General features: G+C 73.0%; 17 protein-coding genes. 4 read left to right on the forward strand and 13 right to left on the reverse strand.

The features are described 5' to 3' along the window. Positions 1-33: 33 nt before the first annotated feature. From CW362_RS25185 to CW362_RS43470, 9 genes are all read right to left on the reverse strand, one after another. Entirely contained in the window at positions 34-984 is a 951-nt protein-coding gene (locus tag CW362_RS25185; RefSeq protein WP_103551807.1) for a DUF389 domain-containing protein, read from the reverse strand. 99 nt (positions 985-1,083) lie between these two features. Further along, entirely contained in the window at positions 1,084-2,460 is a 1,377-nt protein-coding gene (gene zwf, locus CW362_RS25190) for a glucose-6-phosphate dehydrogenase (protein ID WP_103551808.1), read from the reverse strand. A gap of 29 nt (positions 2,461-2,489) precedes the next feature. After that, positions 2,490-4,070 (reverse strand): GMC oxidoreductase, encoded by a 1,581-nt coding sequence (locus CW362_RS25195; protein ID WP_103551809.1) that lies wholly within the window; start codon positions 4,068-4,070, stop codon positions 2,490-2,492. Between the two features lie 842 nt (positions 4,071-4,912). Next, positions 4,913-5,836 carry a cyclase family protein gene (locus CW362_RS25205; protein WP_376452252.1) on the reverse strand — a complete coding sequence of 308 codons (924 nt, stop codon included), beginning with the start codon at positions 5,834-5,836 and terminating at the stop codon, positions 4,913-4,915. Next, on the reverse strand, positions 5,837-7,657 hold the full coding sequence (locus tag CW362_RS25210; protein WP_103551811.1) for a glycoside hydrolase family 15 protein: 1,821 nt from the start codon (positions 7,655-7,657) through the stop codon (positions 5,837-5,839). A 34-nt stretch (positions 7,658-7,691) separates the two neighbouring features. Next, positions 7,692-8,735, reverse strand: a complete 1,044-nt coding sequence (locus tag CW362_RS25215; RefSeq protein WP_103551812.1) for a cytochrome d ubiquinol oxidase subunit II — start codon at positions 8,733-8,735, stop codon at positions 7,692-7,694. Further along, entirely contained in the window at positions 8,732-10,213 is a 1,482-nt protein-coding gene (locus CW362_RS25220; protein ID WP_103551813.1) for a cytochrome ubiquinol oxidase subunit I, read from the reverse strand. Before CW362_RS25220 ends, CW362_RS25215 begins: the two co-directional genes overlap by 4 nt. 82 nt (positions 10,214-10,295) lie before the next feature. Further along, positions 10,296-11,639, reverse strand: a complete 1,344-nt coding sequence (locus tag CW362_RS25225) for an NAD(P)/FAD-dependent oxidoreductase (protein WP_240658031.1) — start codon at positions 11,637-11,639, stop codon at positions 10,296-10,298. Further along, a complete protein-coding gene (locus CW362_RS43470) occupies positions 11,636-11,809 on the reverse strand; it encodes a hypothetical protein (protein WP_162684221.1) in 174 nt (57 codons plus the stop codon). The genes CW362_RS25225 and CW362_RS43470 overlap by 4 nt, the downstream gene beginning before the upstream one ends. A gap of 314 nt (positions 11,810-12,123) precedes the next feature. On the opposite strand from CW362_RS43470, the gene CW362_RS25230 reads away from it, so the two are divergent. Next, a complete protein-coding gene (locus tag CW362_RS25230) occupies positions 12,124-13,038 on the forward strand; it encodes an aldose 1-epimerase family protein (protein WP_103551815.1) in 915 nt (304 codons plus the stop codon). A gap of 496 nt (positions 13,039-13,534) precedes the next feature. On the opposite strand, the gene CW362_RS25235 is transcribed toward CW362_RS25230, so the two are convergent. Further along, positions 13,535-13,828 carry a hypothetical protein gene (locus tag CW362_RS25235; RefSeq protein ID WP_103551816.1) on the reverse strand — a complete coding sequence of 98 codons (294 nt, stop codon included), beginning with the start codon at positions 13,826-13,828 and terminating at the stop codon, positions 13,535-13,537. A 232-nt stretch (positions 13,829-14,060) separates the two neighbouring features. On the opposite strand from CW362_RS25235, the gene CW362_RS25240 reads away from it, so the two are divergent. Next, positions 14,061-14,810, forward strand: coding sequence for a 3-oxoacyl-ACP reductase family protein (locus tag CW362_RS25240; RefSeq protein WP_103551817.1), 750 nt, complete (start codon positions 14,061-14,063; stop codon positions 14,808-14,810). A gap of 253 nt (positions 14,811-15,063) precedes the next feature. On the opposite strand, the gene alc is transcribed toward CW362_RS25240, so the two are convergent. Continuing rightward, positions 15,064-16,227, reverse strand: coding sequence for an allantoicase (alc, locus tag CW362_RS25245; protein ID WP_103551818.1), 1,164 nt, complete (start codon positions 16,225-16,227; stop codon positions 15,064-15,066). Positions 16,228-16,393: 166 nt separating this feature from the next. Beyond that, the gene (gene allB, locus CW362_RS25250) at positions 16,394-17,734 is read right to left on the reverse strand and encodes an allantoinase AllB (protein WP_103551819.1); all 1,341 of its coding nucleotides are present in this window, start codon (positions 17,732-17,734) and stop codon (positions 16,394-16,396) included. A 365-nt stretch (positions 17,735-18,099) separates the two neighbouring features. Between allB and CW362_RS25255 the strand changes: the two genes are divergently transcribed. After that, on the forward strand, positions 18,100-18,903 hold the full coding sequence (locus CW362_RS25255; RefSeq protein WP_103551820.1) for an IclR family transcriptional regulator: 804 nt from the start codon (positions 18,100-18,102) through the stop codon (positions 18,901-18,903). Between the two features lie 82 nt (positions 18,904-18,985). On the opposite strand, the gene CW362_RS25260 is transcribed toward CW362_RS25255, so the two are convergent. Continuing rightward, positions 18,986-19,282: a DUF5955 family protein gene (locus tag CW362_RS25260; protein ID WP_240658035.1), complete on the reverse strand. Its 297-nt coding sequence runs from the start codon at positions 19,280-19,282 to the stop codon at positions 18,986-18,988. A gap of 237 nt (positions 19,283-19,519) precedes the next feature. Here CW362_RS25260 and CW362_RS25265 point away from each other — a divergent pair, with 237 nt between their 5' ends. Beyond that, complete coding sequence (locus CW362_RS25265) at positions 19,520-20,119, forward strand: nucleotidyltransferase family protein (protein ID WP_103551822.1); 600 nt, start codon at positions 19,520-19,522, stop codon at positions 20,117-20,119. Positions 20,120-20,228: the final 109 nt, after the last annotated feature.

The following is a 20,228-nucleotide window of genomic DNA, read 5'->3' on the forward strand; positions in this document are numbered from 1 at the left end:
TCGGGGAGGTCCGGACGGAGACGCCCCGCCGGGTCAGCCTTCCTGTGTTCCGGCCCGGCGCTCCGCGCGCCGCCAGAAGCGCCGCTGCAGGCGGAGGGTGAGAACGCCGACGATCACGAGGACGACCACGTTCAGAAGAAGTTGGAACAGTGATCCCCGGGCTTCGGACCAGTCGGCGAAGGCGATCGAGACGGCGATGTCCGAGGCGGCGGGGATCGTGGTCACGGAGATGAAGACGCCGAGGAGCGCGCTCGCGCGTGCCTCGGTGAGCGAGACGATGCCGACGACGCCGGCGAGGGCGGCCACGACCAGGGAGAAGAAGTTGGGCGTGTCGATGAGCTGGGACACGGGACGCAGGCCCCGCTGAAACGCGTCGGACTCGAAGTGGAAGGCCCGTGACAGCGCCGAGAAGCCCAGCGTCACGACGATGGCCAGTGAGAACCCGGCCGTCAGTGCGCGCGCGCCCTCCCGGACCCGGCGGCGGTTGCCGCGGTCGATCCCCAGGGCGATGCTGACGATCGCGTTGTACTCGGGGCCGACCACCATGGCGGCCACGATGAGGATCTGGGAGTTCGACATGATGCCGACCGCCCCGATGAGCCCCGCGATGACCAGGAACAGGTAAAAAGAGGGCAGGTAGGTGCCCTCCGCCCGGATGTGGGCCTCGACCGCGGCCCACAGGGGGGTGTGGACGAGGGTGCTGGGCTGGTCGGCCTCGATCCGCTCCGCGTGCCGCGAGAACATCATCTCGACGTCGTCGACGGCTATGGACCCCGACCGGTCGATCCCCAGCCCGCGCAGGCCGGCCAGCACCTCGTTCGCGGCGCCCTTCATGACGTCGCACTCCAGCGCGTCGCCGTCCGGCGCGTTCGACACCGACCGCAGGACCACGAGGTTGAGGACGTGATCGTCCGCGGAGAGCAGGTCGATCGTCCGCCGGGTGAGCGAGGGCGGCATCACCATCCGGAAGTGGATCAGGTCCATCGCGTCCTCGCTCCTGCCGAAGCCCTCGCGGTCGTGCGCAGGACGGTGGGAGGCCGGCCCTGTCGCGGCCGCCCGGGCGAGTCGGGCGGCCGGGCCGTCTCAGCCCGTGGGGTCGTACCAGGTGTCGTCGCCGGGGAGGAGGACGTCGGCCTCCTCGGGTCCCCAGGTGCCGCGGGCGTACGGGTGGACGGGGACGGTGTCGCCGAGGACGGGGTCGACGATCCGCCAGGCCGCCTCGACGGTGTCCTGTCTGGCGAACAGCCAGCGGTCCCCGTCCAGGGCGGCGCCGATCAGCCGGTCGTAGGGGCGCATGTCGGAACCGGGCACCTCGGTGAGGGCGAGTTCCTCGTGATTGGCCTCCCAGCCGCCGCCGGGCCGTTTGCCGGCGAGGGTGAGCGCCACCTGGGTCTCCGGCCAGATCCGGAAGCGGAGCATGTTGGTGGCGGGTGCCGGCCGCAGCTCGAACACGTCGTGAGGGGCCCTGCGGAAGCGGATGGCGACCTCGGTGGCGGTCACCGGCAGGCACTTCCCCGCGCGGATGAGGATCGGGACGTCGGCCCAGCGCCAGGAGTCGGCGGCGAGCCGGACCGCGGCGAAGGTCTCCACGGTGGACTTCGGGTCCACGCCGTCCACGTCGCGGTAGCCGTCGTACTGTCCGCGCACGATGTGGTCGGGGGTGAGGGGGCGCAGGGAGGCGACGGTGACCGCCTTGGAGTCCCGCCAGGCGCTCAGGCCGTGCCCGGAGGGCGGGTCGGCCAGGACGGTGGCGAGGACCTGCAGCATGTGGTTCTGGATCACGTCGCGGACCGCGCCGGTGCGGTCGTAGAAACGGCCGCGGTCCGCGACGTCGAAGGCCTCGGCCATCGTGATCTGGATGCTCTCGACGTGGGTGCGGTTGAGCAGCGGCTCGATCACGGAGTTGGCGAACCGCGCGAACAGGACGTTCTCGACGGGGTCGAGCCCGAGCCAGTGGTCGACGCGGTAGATGGCGTTCTCGGAGAAGTACCGGTGCATGGTGGCGTTGAGGTCGCCGGCGCTCACGAGGTCGGTGCCGAAGGGCTTCTCGACCATGATGCGGGCGCCCTTGGCCCGGCCCGCGCCGGCGATGCCCTGGGCGATCCGGCCGAACAGCGGTGGGGGGACCTCGAGGTAGTACAGGGCACGCCCGCCGGGGCCCATCGCCTCGGACATGGCGCTGTAGGTGGCGTCGTCGCCGAGGTCGCCGTCCACGTAGCGCAGCAGGCCGAGCATCTTGGTCGCGGCGGGAGACCCGGGGTCCATGCCGTTGAGGGTGAGGGAGGCCTTCGCGTAGGCGCGGAACTGCTCCAGGTCCCAGCCCGCCTTGGCCACGCCCACGACCGGGACGTCCAGGACGCCGCGTTCGACCAGTCCCACGAGAGCGGGGAAGGTCTCCAGTTTGGCGAGGTCACCGGTGGCACCGAAGATCACCAACGCGTCCATCTGTCGTGCCGTCATCTCTGAACTCTCCTGTGGGGTCCGGGCGGTCAGTTCAGCCGGCCCGCAAGGTGGTCGCCCACCCGGAGCGCGTTGGCGATGGCCGTGAGCGACGGGTTCACGGCGCCGATGCTGGGGAAGAAGCCCGTGTCCACGACGTAGAGGTTGTCCAGGTCGTGGGCGCGGCAGTCGACGTCGAGGACGGACGTCCTCGGGTCGGTGCCGAAGCGGACGGTTCCCGCCTGGTGGGCGGTGGCCCCGATCGGCATGCCCTTGTGCAGGTAGATGCTGTGCGAGAGCAGGTGATGCTCGTGCATCCCGAGTTCGCCCAGCATCCCCTGGAGCTTGTGGCGCAGCCGTTTGAGGCCGGCGATGTTGTTCTTCTCGTCCAGGACCAGGTGGACGTCGCCGTCGGCGTCCAGGGTCACCCGGTTGTCCGGGTCCGGCAGGTCCTCGCCGCACAGCCAGAAGTCGACGGCGTGGTGGGCGATGACCTCGAAGGGCATGTCGGGCGAGACGGCGCCGGCCCAGCGCGGGGCCTCGCCGTGGATCTGGTCGGCGTCGGACTTGCCGAGCATCTGGATGCCGCCGAGCGGGTAGTCCCAGTCGTCGGCGCCGAGGTACCAGTCGTGCAGGGCGAGCGTCTTCTGGAACCGGGTGGGGTTCGGTTCCTTCGACACGGCCATCAGGGCGAGGTTGTTGTGCCGCATGTAGTGGCGGCCGACCATGCCGGAGCTGTTGGCCAGTCCGTCGGGGTGCCGGTCGCCGGCTGATCTCAGCAGCAGGACCGCGGAGTTGACGGCGCCGCAGGCGACCACCACGATGTCCGCGGCGAAGGTGGCGGTGGTGCCGTCGCCGAGTTCGGCGACCACCCCGGTGACGGTCCGGCCGGTGGGGTCGGTCTCCAGCCGGCGCACGTCGGCACGGGTGATCATCGTGACGTTGTCGTGCTCCAGGGCGGGGTCGACACAGATCACCTGCGCGTCGGACTTGGCGCCCAGCAGGCAGGGGAAACCGTCGACCCGGTCGCAGCGGATGCAGGCGCTGCCGTGGACCGCCCGGCCCCGGTCGTCCTGGGTCAGGTCGACACCGATCGGCAGGTGGAAGGGGTGCAGTCCGTGCTTCTCGAGGTCGTCGCTGAGCTGCTGGATGCGCGGCTCGTGCTCGACGGGCGGGAAGGGGTACTGGGCGCTCGCCGGGCCCCCGGTCGGGTCCTCGCCGTGACGGCCGTGGACCCGGTAGAGCTGTTCGGCCCGGGAGTAGTACGGCTCCAGGTCGGTGTAGTCGATCGGCCAGGCGGGGGAGATCCCGCCGTGGTGGCGCAGCTCGCCGAAGTCCTCGGGGCGCAGGCGGAACAGGGCGGCGCCGTAGAACTTGGTGTTCCCGCCGACGTAGTAGTTGACCTCGGGCGGGAAGGCGTTGCCGTCCTTGTCGTACCAGTATTCCGGGGCGCGGTACTTGCCCTTGACGAAGACCGCGGTGGAGTCCCAGTTGTCCCGCTCGCGGGGCAGGTAGTCACCGCGTTCGAGGATGAGGACGCGCTTGCCCGTGGGTGCCAGCCGATGGGCGAGGGTGCCGCCACCCGCACCGGTGCCGATGATGATGACGTCGTAGTGCTGATCGCCTGCCACGGAGGGTTTCCGATCTGGAGTCGTTGCTCGGCCTGCGGCGTCTGCTCACCCCGCGGGGGTCATGGAGGCGGGGTGGCATCCCCACACCACCGCCCCGGCAGGACAAGTCCCGTCCTCAGCAAGCTACAACCGGCCGGGCCGGGCGGCATCTCAAGAACGGTGGCGGCCCCCCGGCGGGACCGGACCGCGGGAGGGCCGGGCGAGTGCGCGCAGCGCCGCCTCCACGGTCTTCTCCGTGCCGCCGGGGGCGTCCACCGTGGCGCCGGGCACACCGACGCGACGCGGTCGGCCGGCCCGGAGGCGCGTACGACGGTCGCGGTCGGCGGTTCCGCCGGGGCGCGGGCGATGCCGCCGTACGAGCTGTCCGAACTCGGCGGGCCGCCCGAGGGCCGGCGGGCCGTCGGGCGGGACGGCCGTGGTCCCGCCCCGCCCGACGCCGTGCTGGAGGCCGTCGAGTTCTTCGTCGTCCCGTGCACCCGCACGGACGCGGCGGTGCCGGGCCGGCTGCTGGCCCTGCGGGTGGTGCGGTCGCTGAGCGCGGGGTGGGGGCCTGCTGCCGCACGTGCCCGCGGGCGTCACGCTCCGCAACGCCCGCGGGGTGCACGACACGAGCACGGCCGAGCACGCGGTGACGCTGCTGCTCGCCGCGCTGCGCGGGATCCCCGGGCTCGTCAGGGCGCAGAGGGCGCGGCGGCGGGCTTCCGCCCCGCGCCGGTCGCGACCGGACGGTGCTGGGGCTGGGGCTGGGGCTGGGGCCGGGCTAGGGGGCGATCGGGGCCGCCGTCGAGGCCCGCCCCGCCCCGTTCCGGTGCGAGGTACTCGGGAAACGGGGCCGAGGTCCGTCAGAGGACGGCGATCGGGTTGACCGGGGAGCCGGTGGCGTGCGGCAGGCGGAGCGGCGCGACCACGCACAGGAAGGACCAGCGGCCCTCGCGCGCGCAGTGCGGCACGAGGTCCTCGAACTGCAGGTAGTCCAGCAGGTGGAGGCCCATCGCGTGGACCGCGAGCACGTGGACGGGGAAGGCCACGCCCTCGGTCCGGGAGGGCGCGGTGTCGTTGTTGCCGTCGCTGCCGAGGACCGCGACGCGTCGTTCGGCGAGGAACTCCATCGCGCCCGGATGGAGTCCGGCGCGGGCCGCCGCCGCGTCCCAGGGGCCGTGTTCGGCACGGCGGAGACGGTGTCCGACCCGGACGAACAGCAGGTCGCCCGGGCCGACCCGGACCCCCTGGACGGCCTCGGCCTCGGCCAGTTCCCCGGCGCCCACCTGGTCGCCCGGCTCCAGCCAGGGCACCCCGCGCAGCCGCGGGATGTCCAGCAGGACGCCCCGGCCGACGATGCCGTCCCGGACCAGGTCCACCGAGAGCGCGCGGGCCCCGTCGGTGGTGAGGGTGTCCGCGTCCACGCCGCCGTAGAGCGTGCCGTCGTAGACCACGTGGCACAGCGCGTCCAGATGGCTGTCGGCGTCGCCGTGCACGTTCATGGCGACGCGGTCCCGGGCGAAGTCCAGGCCCTCGGCGGGCAGACGGCCCGCCACCGCGCCGGTCATCCGGTGGACGGCGGGCTCGGGGTTGTCCGGCCCGGGGCGGGTCTCCACCGGTGCCGCCAGCGAGACCCGCAGTCCCGACCGCACCTCGCGTGCCGCGGCCGCCACGCGTCGCGGGGTGAGTTCCGCGAGGGCGCCGTCCGGACGGTCGCGGCGCAACCGCCGGTACAGCTCGCGGAACTCGGCGGCGCCCGTCGTCGCGGTCACCGGGCCGACGGCCACTCAGGACCCCCTCTTCGCGTCCAGCACGTCGTCCAGTGTGGTGGCCGCCATGATCAGGGACAGGTGGGTGAAGGCCTGCGGGAAGTTGCCGAGCTGCTCGCCGGAGGGGCCGATCTCCTCGGCGAACAGGCCGACGTGGTTGGCGTAGGTCAGCATCTTCTCGAAGGCGTAGCGAGCCTGCCGCAGCCGTCCGGCGCGGGCGAGCGCGTCGACGTGGAGGAAGGTGCACAGGCTGAAGGTGCCCTCGGAGCCGCGCAGTCCGTCGGGCGACGCGGCGGGGTCGTAGCGGTAGACCAGGCTGTCGGAGACGAGCTTGCGGTCCATCGCGTCGAGGGTGGACAGCCAGGCCGGGTCGCGCGGGCCGAGCAGGCCGACCCGGGGGATCAGCAGCAGCGAGGCGTCCAGGACGTCACCGTCGTAGTGCTGGACGAGCGCCTTCTCCTTCTCGCTCCAGCCCCGGGTCATGATCTGTTCCAGGATCGCGTCGCGGGTGTCGCGCCAGCGCGCGATGTCGGCGGGGCGGCTGAAGTGCTCGGCCAGGTGGATGCCCCGGTCGAACGCGACCCAGGTCATCACCCGGCTGTAGGTGAAGTCCTTGCGGCCGCCGCGGGTCTCCCAGATGCCCTCGTCCGGCCGGTCCCAGTTGTCGCTGAGCCAGTCGAGCATCCGCGCCGTCTCCTGCCAGCCCTGGTAGCCGGGCTGGATGCCGACGTTGCGCCCCTCGGCGAGCGCGTACAGCGCCTCGCCGTAGATGTCGAGCTGCAACTGGTCCATGGCGGCGTTGCCCGCGCGGACGGGGTACGAGCCGCGGTACCCCTCGAAGTGCTCCAGGATCTCCTCGGTCAGCTCCGGGTCGCCGTCCACCCGGTACATGATCTGCAGCCGCTCGCCGGGCAGTTCGAGCCGCTCGTGGAGACGGTCGTTCAGCCAGCGGGTGTACGCGCCGGCCTCCTCCACGAAACCGAGGTCGATCAGCGCGCGCACCGAGAGCGAGGCGTCCCGTACCCAGGTGAAGCGGTAGTCCCAGTTGCGCTCGCCCCCCACCTGCTCGGGCAGTCCCATGGTGGCGGCGGCGATCGGCGCGCCGGTGGGGGCGTAGGTGAGCAGCTTGAGGGTGATCGCGGACCGGCGGACCATGTCGGGCCAGCGGCCTCGGTAGTTGGAGGTGCGGACCCAGTCCTGCCAGAAGTTGACGGCGTCCCAGAGGTCCTCGGTGATCTGTTCCTCGTTCACCGGGGGCGGCGCGGCTCCGTCCGCGGCGCAGACGGTGAGCACGGCACCGGCCGTCTGGCCGGCGCCGAGCGTGACGGTGCCGGTCACGTCGTCGCCGACGCGCTCCACCGGGAAGGTGGTGCGCAGGTGCAGGGCGATGCCGGGGGCCCGGAAGGCGGCGTACCTGTCGTCGAGACGGAGTTCGTGGGACGCGCGGCCGTAGTCGAAGCGCGGGTTGCACGCGAGGGAGAAGGTGACGGTGCCGCGGACGACGCGGATCGCGCGGACCACCGTGTGCCGGTCGGTGGGGGTCGCGGAGGTGTCGGGCGGCATCCAGTCGATCAGTTCGCCGACGCCCTCGGGGGACATGAACCGGGTGACCAGGACGGCGGTGTCCGGGTAGTACAACTGGCGGTGGGTCACGTTCTCGGCGTCGGGGGCGATGCGGAAGTGACCGCCGCGGTCGTGGTCCAGCAGGGCGGCGAAGATGCTCGGCGAGTCGACCCGGGGCGCGGCGAACCAGTCCATCACGCCCTGGGCGGAGACGAGCGCGACGGTCTGGAGGTCGCCCACCAGGCCGTGGTCGGCGATCGGCGGGTAGCGGTCCATCAGCACACTCCGGGTCCGGGATCGATGATCGGCATTACTGGTCGTCCCCCGGCAGCCCCGCGGCCGAGGTGTCGGTGTCGGTGAGCGGTTCCAGCCGGCCCATGGTGTCGAGCCGGTAGACCAGCACGAGGGCCGGTCCGACGAGCACGACCGCGATGAGCGTCACGATCCCCAGCCAGCGCAGGCTGTGCGCGGCCCCGGCGGCCTCGGACACGGTCAGCGTGGTCGGCAGGAGGTAAGGCCGCTGGGCGAAGCCCCAGGCCAGCACGGCCAGGGCGACGGTCGCCACGGCCGAGCAGCGGGACCAGCCGTACATCCGCCGCGCGAGGAGGAGCACCGCGGCCAGGCCGCAGACCCCGGCCAGGAGCGCCATCAGCAGTCCGAGGCCGCTGGTGAGGCCGTCCCAGACGTACCGCGCGTCGTCCCGGGTGACCGGCAGGGCGACGAGGGCGAGGACCACGAGGGCCGCGAAGGCGGTCCAGGCCCGCAGCCGGAAGTAGCCGACGAGGTCGTCCGCCCCGAACCGCCGGGCGTCGGAGCACAGGAACACCGCGCCGAGGAAGGCGGTGGCGGCGACGGCCAGCAGTCCGGCCATGAGCGAGGTCGGGTTGGCCCAGGCGTCCGCGGACGCCTCGGTGCCCACCGCGACCCGCCCGGAGGCGACACCTCCCAGGACCGATCCGAGGAAGAACGGCGTGAGGAGCGACGAGATCGCGAACACCGCGCCGTAGACGCGCCGTTGGGCGATCCTGCGGGTCGGTTTGCGCAGGGCGAACCCGGCGCCCCGGAGCACCTGCCCGACGGCCGCGAGCGCGAGCGGCAGCCACAGCGCCTCGAAGACCGCCTGGAACATCACGGGGAAGCCGGTCCACATGATGATCAGGACGAAGATCAGCCAGACGTTGTTGACCTCCCAGACCGGTGCCATGGCGTGGTCGATCAGCCAGCGGGGGCGTTTGCCGCGCTCGGCGCCGCCGGCCGTCAGGTCCCAGAAGCCCGCGCCGTAGTCGGTGCCGCCGGCGCAGGCGTAGGCCGCGATCACGATCACCAGCAGCCAGGCGATGACGTCGGCCATCATCGGGCACCGCCGGATGGCGTGCCGGACCCGCCGCCGGTCGCCGCCCCGGCCTCACCGGGTACGGGCTCTCGTCTCGGCCCGTAGGGGATGTCGGTCTCGGGACCGTGCGCCCCTCGCGCCGCCGCCCCTTCGTCGGCGATGCGCCAGCGGGTCCGCATCTTCAGCACGACGGCCAGGAACGCCGAGAACACGGTCACGTAGAGGACGACGACGATGCCGAGCATCGTCCAGATCCCGCCGGCGTGGGTGGTGGTGACGGCCTCCGACACCCGCATGTTGTTGTAGACGATCCACGGCTGGCGGCCGACCTCGGTGGTGATCCAGCCGCACTCCACCGTGATCAGGCACGCGGCTCCCGCGAGCGCGGCGCAGGAGAAGAACCAGCGGTTCAGCGGCAGGTCCCGGTGCCGCCACCAGATCCAGGCGTACCAGAGGGCGAGCAGGATCAGCACGCTGCCGATCGTGGCCATGATGTCGAAGGCCCAGTGCACGATGGTGGCCTCGGTCGGCGTCGGGCGGTCCGAGGCGGGCACGGCGGTCAGTCCGGTCACCTGGGTGCTGGGTTTGAACCCGGCGAGGATGGAGTCCAGTTGCGGGATCTTGATCCCACCGGAGATCGTCCCGTTCCCGTGCAGCCGGCCGAAGATGTACTCGGGCACGTGCCTGTCGGTCTTCCAGACGATCTCCATGGCGGCGAACTTGACCGGCTGCTTGTGGAAGACGGCGCGCGCGGCGTTGTCACCGAGGAAGAACTGGACGGGGGTGAGGATCGCGGCGACGGTGAACGGCACGGTGAAACCGAGCTTGTGGTAACGGTCGTGCCGTCCGCGCAGCCAGCCGACCGCGTACACGCCGGCGACCACGTAGCCGGCGGTCATAAACATGGCGACGATGAAATGCCAGTACTGGGGGCCGAACATCGGCGTGAAGATCGCCTGCCGCACGTCGACGTTCTCGGGGTTGCCCTGCGCGTCCAGGGTGAAGCCCTGAGGGGTGTTCATCCAGGAGTTCGCGGCGATGATGCCGAACGCACCCATCGCCGCCGTGAACGGCAGCGGCACGGCCAGCCACCAGTGGGTCCACGGCTTGAGCCGGCGCCACCCGTAGAGGTACACGGCGATCAGGATGGCCTCGAGGAAGAACGCCCACGCCTCCACGCCGAAGCCGAGGCCGAAGACGTCGCCCCAGCGCCCCATCATCCCCGGCCACAGCAGCCCGAATTCCAGGGACAGCACGGTGCCGGTGATGATGCCGATGGCGAACTGCACCGCCATCACCGCGGACCACCGCCGGGCGAGGAGCAGGGCCACGGGGTCGTCGCGGCGCAGCGCGCGGTAGTGCATCAGGACCGTGATGAACGGCAGCGCGACGCCGAACGGCACCAGCAGGATGTGCATGGCCAGGGTGAAGGCCATCTGCTCACGGGCCGGCAGGAGCTGGGGAGGTGTGTTCGCCAGGTGGACGGCGATGCTGAGCATGTGCGCCTCGGTTGTCTGCCCCGCGTGCGACGGGGCTGAGGGGGAACGGCGAAGGTACGGCCGGCGCGGACCGGCCGGGGCGTCAGGAAGAGGTGGCCGGCGGCTTCCTTCCGGCGGGGGGATCCGGGGACGGCTCCCGGTCGGGCATGGTGAAGGCGCGTTCGCGCCGCGAGCCGGAGGCGAACACGACGGCCCAGCTCAGCAGCGCGCCGAACCTGCTGCGGAATCCGGTGAGGAAGACGAGGTGGATCAGGAGCCAGGCCAGCCAGCCGGTCCGGCCGGACAGGTGCACCGGACCGGCCTTGACGACGGCCCTCCCGCGGCAGATGTAGGCGGCACTGCCCAGGTCCACGTACTTGAAGGGCTTCGGCCGCTTCTTCCTGCCCTCGATGGAGTGCCGCACGGCGCGGCCGGCGTAGGCGCCCGTCTGCATGGCGACCTCGGCGAGGCCGGGGAGCCGGTCGAGGCCCATCACGTCCCCGGTCACGCGGATGTCCGGGTGCCCGGGGAGGGTCAGGTCGGGTTCGACCGCGATGCGCCCGGCCCGGTCCTGCTCCGCTCCGGTGGCCCGCGCCAGTGCCGCGGCGACGGGCGGGGCTTCGACACCCGCCGTCCACAGCACCGTGTGCGCCGGGAAGTGCGTGCTCGCGCCGTTCCCGTCCTTCACGGTCAGTCCGTTCGCGTCGACGCCGGTCACGGTCGTGCCGAGGTGGATCTCCACGCCGAGGTCGCGCAGGGTCCGGGCCGCGCGTTCGGCGAGGCGGGGACCGAACGCGCCCAGTACGGCCTCGGACCCTTCGAAGAGCAGCACCCGTGCCTCGGCGGAGTCGACGGCCCGGAATTCCCGGTCGAGCGTGTGGCCCGCGATCTCCCTGATCTGTCCGGCGAGTTCCACGCCGGTCGGACCGCCCCCGACGAGCGCGAAGGTGAGCCACCGTCGGCGTTCCCTGGGGTCGGTGGCCGTCTCGGCCATCTCGAAGGCCTGGTAGATGCGGCGGCGGATGCCGAGGGCGTCGTCCAGGGTCTTCATCCCGGGTGCGTGCGCGGCGAACTCGTCGTGCCCGAAGTAGGACTGGCGCATGCCGACGGCGACGATCAGGTCGTCGTAGGGCAGCTCCAGGAGCCCGCCGTCGGGCCGCCGCGCCCGCACCGTCTTCGCGCCGGGGTCCACGTCCGTGGCCTCGGCGAGCAGGCAGTTCACGTTGTGGTGGCGGCGCAGGACCGTGCGCAGCGGCTGCGCGATCTGGCCTTCCGACAGGATCCCGGACGCGCACTGGTAGAGCAGCGGCTGGAACAGGTGGTGGGGCCGGCGGTCGACGACCGTCACCGCGGCCGGCGCGTGCCGCAGGGCACGGGCGGCGAACAGTCCGGCGAAACCGCCGCCGATGATCACCACCCGGCGGGGCGTGACGTGGTCCTCCATCATCGTTCGGCTCCCGCGGCCGGGCCGGGGCCGGGGAGGAGTGCCGTCCGGCCACCGGTGGACGGGGTCGCGGCCACGGCGTGGTCGGGCGGACCGGACGGAGGGGCGGCGACCGCGTCGACGCCGTGCTCCGGGTGCGTTCCCCGGGACCCGTCGGCCGTTCCTGCGACCATGCGTCTTCCTCCGGGCGGACCGGAGGGGATCGCGTCCATGCGCACGACGGCCTCCGGTGGACACTGTCGGTCGGACGCGCTCGGGACGGACGGACGACCCGTCGCGGCGCGGGATTCAGACCCAAGCACCTCGCGCGGGCGGCGGGCGGACCCGGCGCGCCGGACCGGTGTCTTTCCCCGGCCGCGTCACCGGGACGGACGAAGCCTCACCGGCGTTCACCGGCCCGATGAGGTGTCGCGGGGTGACGACCTCGCGGTTCGGCCGTGTCCCGCTTGCGCCGGCGCGGAACGGCTCGCACCCTCGACGCGTGCACATGAGCCAGACCGGACGCCAACTGACCCTGCGGCACGGCGACCACACCGCCGTCGTGGTGGAACTCGGAGCAGCCCTGCGCTCGTACTCCTTCGGAGGCCGTGAGGTGCTCCAGGGGTTCGGCCCGGACGACCCCGTCACCGGCGGGCGCGGCCAGATCCTCGTGCCGTGGCCGAACCGGGTCGGCGCGGGACGCTACCGGTGGCGCGGGGAGGACCTGCAACTGCCGCTGACCGAGCCCGAGCACGGGAACGCCATTCACGGGCTGCTCCGCTGGACCCCCTGGCGGGTCGTCGAGTCCGACACCGGCCGTGCCGTGCTCGAGACCGGTCTGTGGCCGCAGCCCGGTTATCCGTTCCACCTCCGGGTCCGCGGCCGGTACGTGGTGGACGACACGGGCCTCGAGGTGGCCCTGACCACGTGGAACGAGGGCGAGGAGACCGCGCCGTACGGCGTCGGCCAGCACCCCTACTTCACCGTCGGCACCGGCACCGTGGACGACGCGTCGCTCACCGTGCCGGCGCGGACGTGGCTGCGCACCGACGAGAACGGGCTCCCGGTCGCGGAGGAGCCCGTCACCGGGACCCCGTACGACTTCCGCGAGCCGCGGGTCATCGGCGCCGCGCGGCTGGACACCCCGTTCGGTTCGCTCGTGCGGGACGCGCGCGGACGGGCGGTGGTCCGGCTGGCCCACCCCTCCGGCGAACACGGTGTGGACGTCTGGCTGGGAGAGGGCACGGAGTACCTCCAGCTCTACACCGGTGACACGCTTCCGGAACCGGAGAGGCGCCGGGCCCTCGCCGTCGAGCCGATGTCGTGCCCGCCGAACGCGTTCGCCGACGGGGTCTCGGTCGTCGCCCTGGAGCCCGGTGGGCACCACACGATGCGCTGGGGCGTCACCCCGTGGCGCGGTTGACCGCGCCGCGCGGACAGGAGGTCGGGGCCGGCCCCGCTCCGGGCGCCACCGCGGCGACCACGGGCGAGGGCGGCCCGGTCACGCCGAAGGGCGTGTTCCGTGCACGAGGGGCTGCTGGGCGCTGACGAGGCACAGCGCGAGCAGGACCTGGGCGGCGAGCACGGTCCCCCGGCGTGAGGACGGCCTTCGTCACGGCGTTCGCCGAAGCGGTCTCCTTCGCCGTCGCCGGCGAAGAGCGGGACGTCCGTCCCTTCGTCGAGTCCGCCGGCCGAGACCGACAGGCCGGAGACCTCCGGCAGGAGTGCCACGCAGACACGGCTCCCGCGGCCGTCCCGGACACGGGTGGCCCCGTCGGCGGCGACGGCGGCCGGCACCCGTACGTGGTCGGTCGAGGCGTCCATCCCGCACGGGGCTCGGGGACTCCGTCCGTACCCGCGTGGCAGGAGCAGACGTTTCACGTCCTGGAAAGCACGTCTCGCGTTTCCAGGAGCGGGTCTCAGACCTTGAGGTTCTGGTTGGCCCGGGTGGCCGCCTGGCCGAGGTACTGGATCTCCTGGACGCCGACGACGTCGGACAGCGAGCTGTTCAGGGCGTTCTGCGGGGGGTTGCCGGACATGGTGGTGACTCCGGTCCCGTCGTCCGGGCCCCGGCTCGCGAGGACGGTCCCCCCGGGCTTGTTCCCGAGGGCGCCCGTGGGCGCGGAGGCGGCGGAGGAAGGGGCGGTGGCCACGAGGACGGCGATGCCGGCGACGGCGGCGGTGCAGAGGGCTCGGCCGAGAATCTTGATCATGCCCGAACAATGAGGCATGTGGCTCGCGAACACGACGACGCCACTCCGCGATACGCCGTGTGAGCCCGGAACTCCTCACGGACGCCCGTGCGCGGCGAGCCGCGTCGCAGCAGGTCACCGCATTCCGCCGGTCGGCCCCGAGGGGCCGCCGCGGCGCTGCTCCTCGGCTCCCGGCGAATTGCGTGTCCGTTTGCCGCCAGCGTCGGGTGCGCGCGGCCGCTGGGATGGGTGCATGACTTCTCAAGGAACCATGAACGGCAAGGTGGCCCTCGTGACCGGTGGCAGCCGGGGTATCGGGGCCGCGACGGCGTTGCGTCTGGCCCGCGAGGGCGCGGACGTGGCCGTCACCTATGTGAGCGGCAAGGAGGCCGCGGAGGACGTGGTGCGGGGCATCGAGGCGCTCGGGCGCAGGGGGCTCGCCCTGCGCGCGGACTCCTCCGACGCGGCGGAGGCCGGCGCGGTGGCCGACCGGGTCGTCGCGGAGTTCGGGCGGCTCGACGTACTCGTCAACAATGCGGGGGTCGGTGTCCTGGGGCCGCTGGAGTCCCTGTCCCCGGCGGACGTGGACCATGTGCTCGACGTGAATGTCCGGGGGGTCTTCCTGGTCTCCCGGTCGGCCGTGCCGCACCTCGGGGACGGCGGGCGGATCGTCACGATCGGCAGTTGCATGACACAGCGGGTCCCCGGTCCCGGGGGAACGCTCTACGCGATGAGCAAGTCCGCGCTGATCGGCCTGACCAGGGCGCTGGCGCGGGAACTGGGCGACCGCGGGATCACCGCCAACATCGTCCACCCCGGTCCCGTCGACACGGACATGAATCCCGCGGACGGCCCGTACGCCCCGCCCCAGAGCGCGATGACCGCCGTGGGCCGCTTCGGCGCCGCCGACGAGGTCGCCTCGATGGTCGCGTATCTGGCGGGGAGCGAGGCGGGGTACGTGACGGGGGCCGAGTTCGCGGTGGACGGGGGACACGCCGCGTGACGCACCGGGGCCGCACCGGGGCCGCACCGGACCGTCCCCGTGCGGCCCCACCGGGAACACACCGGGCCCGGAACCGTCGCGGCACGGACCGGACGGGGACCGGTGCGGACCGGTGCGGACCGGTGCGGCCCCGGCGCGGACCGGCCGCGCACCCGGTGTTCCGGGACGGGACACGGCTCCGGTCCGGCGCGCGCCGGCGCGGACAGCCCGCCCGGCGGCCCGGAGCGGACACGCCTCCGGGCCGCCGGGCGGCTCAGCCGTCCAGTTCCCGGTGCCGTGCCGTCAGCCGTGACACCCCTTCCTCCGTCAGGGAGCCGAAGAGGCGCAGGCGGGAGATGCCCCCGTCCGGGAAGATGTCCACGCGGGCGTGCGTGCCGACCGCGGGGGCGGGAAGGGTGAAGCGGTGGTTGGTGTCGGGCTGGAGGCGGGTGCGGGGCAGGATCTCCGTCCACTCCCCCGCGCCGCCCTCGTCCCGCTCCCCCGCGCCGCCTCCGTCGCCGTCCCGCACCGACACCGAGGCCCATCCGGCGCTGTTGCCCTTCAGGTACGCCGTGTCGATCTCGACGGCGCGGATCTCGGACCGGGCCGCGAGCCGGTAGCGGATCCAGTCGTTGCCGTCGTCGCGCCGCCTGCGGGTCTCCCAGCCGTCGTCCATCTTGCGCGAGCGGCCCGGCTGGATGGTGTTGGTGGCGGGTGAGTAGAAGAGGTCGGAGGCGTCCTCGACCTGTCCGCCGTTCTCCAGGGCGACCACGTCGAAGGTGCCGAGGACGGACAGCCAGTGCGGGTCGGGCACGACCTCGCCGTGCACACGCAGTCGCGCGATGCCCCCGTCGGGGTGCTGGTTGACGCGCAGGTGCGTGAAGCGCCGCTCCACGGAGACGGCGAATCCGTTGGCCGCGTGACCACCGACCGGCGTGCGCGGCACCAGGACCGTCCACCTCACCTCGTCCGCGAGGAGTTCCTCGGGCGAGGGCGAACCGGGCACCGAGGCGCCCTCGACCGACACCGCCTGCGGGTAGTTGCCGCGGAAGTGGGCCGTGTCGACGACGATCCCGCGGATCACACCGGGGGCACCGAGGCGCACCAGGGCCCAGTCGTGGTCCTCGGCGGCCGGCCACGGGTGCTCGGCCGAGACACCGCGGCGCCGCCGGGTCTCCCAGCCGTCCATGATCTTGCCCTTGTGACCGAAGCGCTCGGGGTCGAACTCGGCGGGCCCGGCCAGGAGGAGGTTCTCCCGCTGGGCGAAGAACTCGTCGTTGGCGGCGACGACCCCGGCGCCGAGCCGCCGGTCCGCCAGGTCGGCGTACCGGGTGAAGGGGAAGTCGGCGGTGCGGTAGTCCGCGTACGGGTCGCCGCCTCCGTAGGGGCTCGCGTCTCCGGTGAAGGCGGCCGGAGCGGTCGGGTGCTGCGCCGTCACGATGATCGGTCTTCCTTTCGGGGGTCGGCCGTCGCGGTCACGGATGCGGACGGACGTGAAGAAGAACGGATACGGGTCGGGCCAGGGGGCGAAGTGCGGCGGGCGAGGTACGGTGCGGCGGCCGGAGCGCGGACCGCCGACGTGAATCGGCGGCCGGGGTCACGGACTACGGCCGGCGGGTGAGGAGTCGTCCGGTGGGTTCGGTGAACCGGCCCTCGGCGAAGATGCGTTCGCCGCGCAGCCACGTCGACTTCACGACGCCGCTGAGCGTCCTGCCCGCGTAGGCCGTCACCCGGTTGCGGTGCTGGAGCGCGGCGGGGTCGACGGTGAAGGTCTCGTCGGGGGCGAGCACCGCGAAGTCGGCGTCGCGGCCCGCCTCGACGGCGCCCTTGCGGTCGCCGAGGCCGACCAGTCCGGCCGTGCGGGAGGACATCCAGCGGACCACGTCCTCCAGGCCGTGGCCGCGTCCGCGGGCCTCGGTCCAGACGGCGGACAGGCTCAGCTGGAGGCCGGAGATGCCCCCCCACGCGGTCGCGAAGTCGTCCGTCTTGAGGTCGGCGGTCGACGGCGAGTGGTCGGTGACCACACAGTCGATGGTGCCGTCGGCCAGCGCCTGCCACAACAGGTCCTGGTTGGCGGCCTCGCGGATGGGCGGGCAGCACTTGAACTCGCTGGCGCCGTCCGGGACCTCCTCGGCGGTCAGGGTGAGGTAGTGCGGGCAGGTCTCCACGGTGAGCCGGACGCCGTCCGCCCTGGCGGCGGCGATCAGCGGGAGCGCGTCGCTCGACGACAGGTGCAGCACGTGCACCCGTGCGCCGAGGCGCCCGGCCTGCGCGACGAGGTTCCCGATGGCGGTGTCCTCGGCGCCGCGGGGGCGCGAGGCGAGGAAGTCGGCGTACTTCCGGCCGCCCTTCTGCGGGGCGGCGGCCAGGTGGTGGGGGTCCTCGGCGTGCACGATCAGCAGGCCGCCGAAGCCGGCGATCTCGGTGAGGGACCGGGCGAGCTGCTCCTGGTCCAGTTCGGGGAACTCGTCGACCCCGGACGGCGACAGGAACGCCTTGAACCCGAAGACGCCGGCGTCGTGCAGGGGTCGCAGGTCCTCGACGTTGCCGGGCAGCGCGCCGCCCCAGAAGCCGACGTCGACGTGCGCCTCGGAGCGGGCGGCGTCCTGCTTGGCACGGAGGCCCGCGACCGTCGTCGTCGGCGGGAGGGAGTTGAGCGGCATGTCGATCAGGGTGGTGATGCCACCGGCGGCCGCGGCGCGGGTCGCGGTCCGGAAGCCCTCCCACTCGGCGCGGCCCGGGTCGTTCACGTGGACGTGGGTGTCGACGAGGCCGGGCAGCAGGACGTCGTCGCCGAAGTCCTCGGACCGGGCACCGGGCGGCACCTCGGCGTCGTACGGCAGCACGGCCGTGATCTTCCCCGCGGCGACCGCGACCGAGGCGGCGCGTGTTCCTTCGGGAGTGATGACACGCGTCGAGCGCAGCACCAGTTCGGCATCGGACACCCGGACCCCTCTCTCCGCCGCCGTCGATGATCCCGTTGCCGCCGGTCGTTTCCGCGTAACGGAATTCAACTTTCTGTTGAAGAAGTCTTCACTCCGGCCCTTCGCGCCGTCAAGGGTCCGTTTCTCCACCCTCCCCCGGCCCGGACCGCTTCCGCCCTCGACGCGCTCGACGCCCTCGATGCGCTCGACCGCGGATTCTTCCGAAGTGCGGAACACCGCCTCCGAGGGACAGAATGCGGCTTCGCACCACCCGGCGGCCGATCGGCCGCCGGGTAGGCTGCGTCTCTGCCCGCCCGCCACCCGCCTCCCCTTCGAGACTCTTCGGGTCACCCCGCTCGATCCCGCGCCCCGAAAGGACCGCCGCCGTGCCGCCGTCCAGCGCCAGCACCACCGACGCCCGATCGTCCGCTTCCAGTGGCGGCGTCCAGTCCCTCGAGCGCGCCTTCGACCTGCTGGAGCGCATGGCCGACGCCGGGGGCGAGGTCGGTCTGAGCGAGCTCTCCGCGAGCAGCGGGCTGCCGCTGCCCACCATTCACCGGCTGATGCGCACCCTCGTGGCCTGCGGATACGTACGCCAGCAGGCCAACCGCCGGTACGCGCTCGGCCCCCGTCTGATCCGCCTCGGCGAGTCCGCCTCCCGGCTGCTCGGCGCCTGGGCCCGCCCCTGTCTGGCGCGCCTGGTGGAGGAGACCGGCGAGACCGCGAACATGGCCCTGCTCGACGGGGACGAGGTCGTCTACGTCGCCCAGGTGCCGTCCAAGCACTCGATGCGCATGTTCACCGAGGTGGGCCGCCGGGTGCTGCCGCACTCCACGGGCGTCGGCAAGGCGCTGCTGGCCCACACCCCGGACGACGAGGTGCGCGCCCTGCTCGCCCGCACGGGGATGCCCGCCGCGACGGAGAAGACGATCACCACGCCGGACGGTTTCCTCGCCGCCCTCGACGAGGTGCGCCGGACCGGTTACGCGGTCGACGACAACGAGCAGGAGATCGGCGTCCGCTGCCTGGCCGTCCTCGTGCCCGACTCCCCGACCGCCGCCGCGATCTCGATCTCCGGTCCGGCCGGCCGGGTCACCGAGGCCGCCACGGAGAAGATCGTGCCGGTGCTCCAGCAGGTCGCGGCCGAGCTGTCGGAGGTCCTGGCCAGCTCGGGTCCGGGCGTCGGCTGACCCGGGCCCCGTTCCCGGACCGGCCGGCCCCCGTCCGGCCGGAGGACCTCCGCCCCGCGGGCGGCACGGGTCCCGTCCCTGGTCACCGCCTGCCCCGGTGCGGGGGCTCCCCGAAGAGTTCGACCGCGCTGCGGACGTCCGCGAGGCGGGTCGCGAGAGCGCTCACCGAGCCGATCGCGCCCGCGACCAGGAGGAGCGAGCGGCGCAGCCGGGGAACCTCCGGGAGACCCCCGGCGGCCATCGCGGCGAGGGACGCGAGCTCGTCCTCGGCGATGCCCCGGTCGGGGAACTCGGCCGGGTGCACGGCGAGTTCACGGCGCAGCCGGGCGACGGCGGTACGCAGTTCCGCCACCCTCGGATCCTCGTCGCTGCCGGTCACCGGTGTCCGTCCCAAGCTCCGCAACACAGCTCTCCCCCTCGCGCGCCGCTGTGCGCCGGTCCCGCCCATGTCGGCCCCAACTCCCCCTGGCGGTGGTCGGGCGCCGGGGGACGCGGGCCAGTAAACGCCACCTGACGCGCCGAGCGCCACCGCGCGGACCGAAATTCAGCCCCGGGACACCGGGGTGACGGCCCGGGTTCCGGGGCGCGCTCCGGCCCGGTCGGGTATGCAGGGGGCATGACGGAGAACAAGGGCGAGGTGGTGGGGCTGGTGCTGGCGGCCGGAGGCGGACGGCGCCTCGGGGGCCGCCCCAAGGCGCTGCTGCCCCACCGGGGGCGGCCCCTCGTCGAGCACGCGGTGGAGGCGCTGCGCGCCGGCGGCTGCGCCCGTGTCCACGTCGTCCTCGGCGCGGAGGCCGGCGCCGTGCGGGAGCAGGCGTCCTTGTCCGGGTGCGTCCTCGTGGACAACCCCCGCTGGGAGGAGGGCATGGGCTCCTCGCTGCGGGCCGGGCTCGGCTCGCTGGCGGACTCGGGGGCCCGGGCCGCGCTGGTGTCCCTGGTGGACCAGCCGGGGATAGGCCGGGAGGCGGTGGCCCGGGTGCTCGCCGCGTACGCCTCCCCGCTGACGCTCGCCGCGGCGGCGTACGACGGTGAGCGCGGCCATCCGGTGCTCTTCGGAGCGGGGCACTGGGCCGGGATCGCGGCGGCCGCCACCGGCGACCGGGGAGCGCGCGCCTATCTGAGGGCCCACGCGGACGCGGTCGTCCTCGTCGAGTGCGGGGACGTGGCGCGGGCGTACGACATCGACACGGAGGCCGACCTGGTCCACCTCGAATGAGAACGGACGGGGGTGGCACCGAGCGTCACTTCCCGTCGGCCCGGAGGATCTCGACGTCAACAAACCATTGAACTTCCACCATGAGGAAATTAATATCCACTGATCAGAG

Origin of the sequence: Streptomyces populi (genome assembly GCF_002911015.1) — a bacterium.
Lineage (GTDB): Bacteria > Actinomycetota > Actinomycetes > Streptomycetales > Streptomycetaceae > Streptomyces > Streptomyces populi.

Bases quoted from the DNA above. Each gene is read 5' to 3' on its own strand.
- CW362_RS43470 (WP_162684221.1), bottom strand. From the start codon at position 11,809: ATGGTCGCAGGAACGGCCGACGGGTCCCGGGGAACGCACCCGGAGCAC.
- CW362_RS25225 (WP_240658031.1), bottom strand. From the start codon at position 11,639: ATGATGGAGGACCACGTCACGCCCCGCCGGGTGGTGATCATCGGCGGC.
- CW362_RS25220 (WP_103551813.1), bottom strand. From the start codon at position 10,213: ATGCTCAGCATCGCCGTCCACCTGGCGAACACACCTCCCCAGCTCCTG.
- CW362_RS25240 (WP_103551817.1), top strand. From the start codon at position 14,061: ATGACTTCTCAAGGAACCATGAACGGCAAGGTGGCCCTCGTGACCGGT.
- CW362_RS25235 (WP_103551816.1), bottom strand. From the start codon at position 13,828: ATGATCAAGATTCTCGGCCGAGCCCTCTGCACCGCCGCCGTCGCCGGC.
- zwf (WP_103551808.1), bottom strand. From the start codon at position 2,460: ATGACGGCACGACAGATGGACGCGTTGGTGATCTTCGGTGCCACCGGT.
- CW362_RS25210 (WP_103551811.1), bottom strand. From the start codon at position 7,657: ATGGACCGCTACCCGCCGATCGCCGACCACGGCCTGGTGGGCGACCTC.
- CW362_RS25185 (WP_103551807.1), bottom strand. From the start codon at position 984: ATGGACCTGATCCACTTCCGGATGGTGATGCCGCCCTCGCTCACCCGG.
- CW362_RS25215 (WP_103551812.1), bottom strand. From the start codon at position 8,735: ATGATGGCCGACGTCATCGCCTGGCTGCTGGTGATCGTGATCGCGGCC.
- CW362_RS25230 (WP_103551815.1), top strand. From the start codon at position 12,124: ATGAGCCAGACCGGACGCCAACTGACCCTGCGGCACGGCGACCACACC.
- CW362_RS25265 (WP_103551822.1), top strand. From the start codon at position 19,520: ATGACGGAGAACAAGGGCGAGGTGGTGGGGCTGGTGCTGGCGGCCGGA.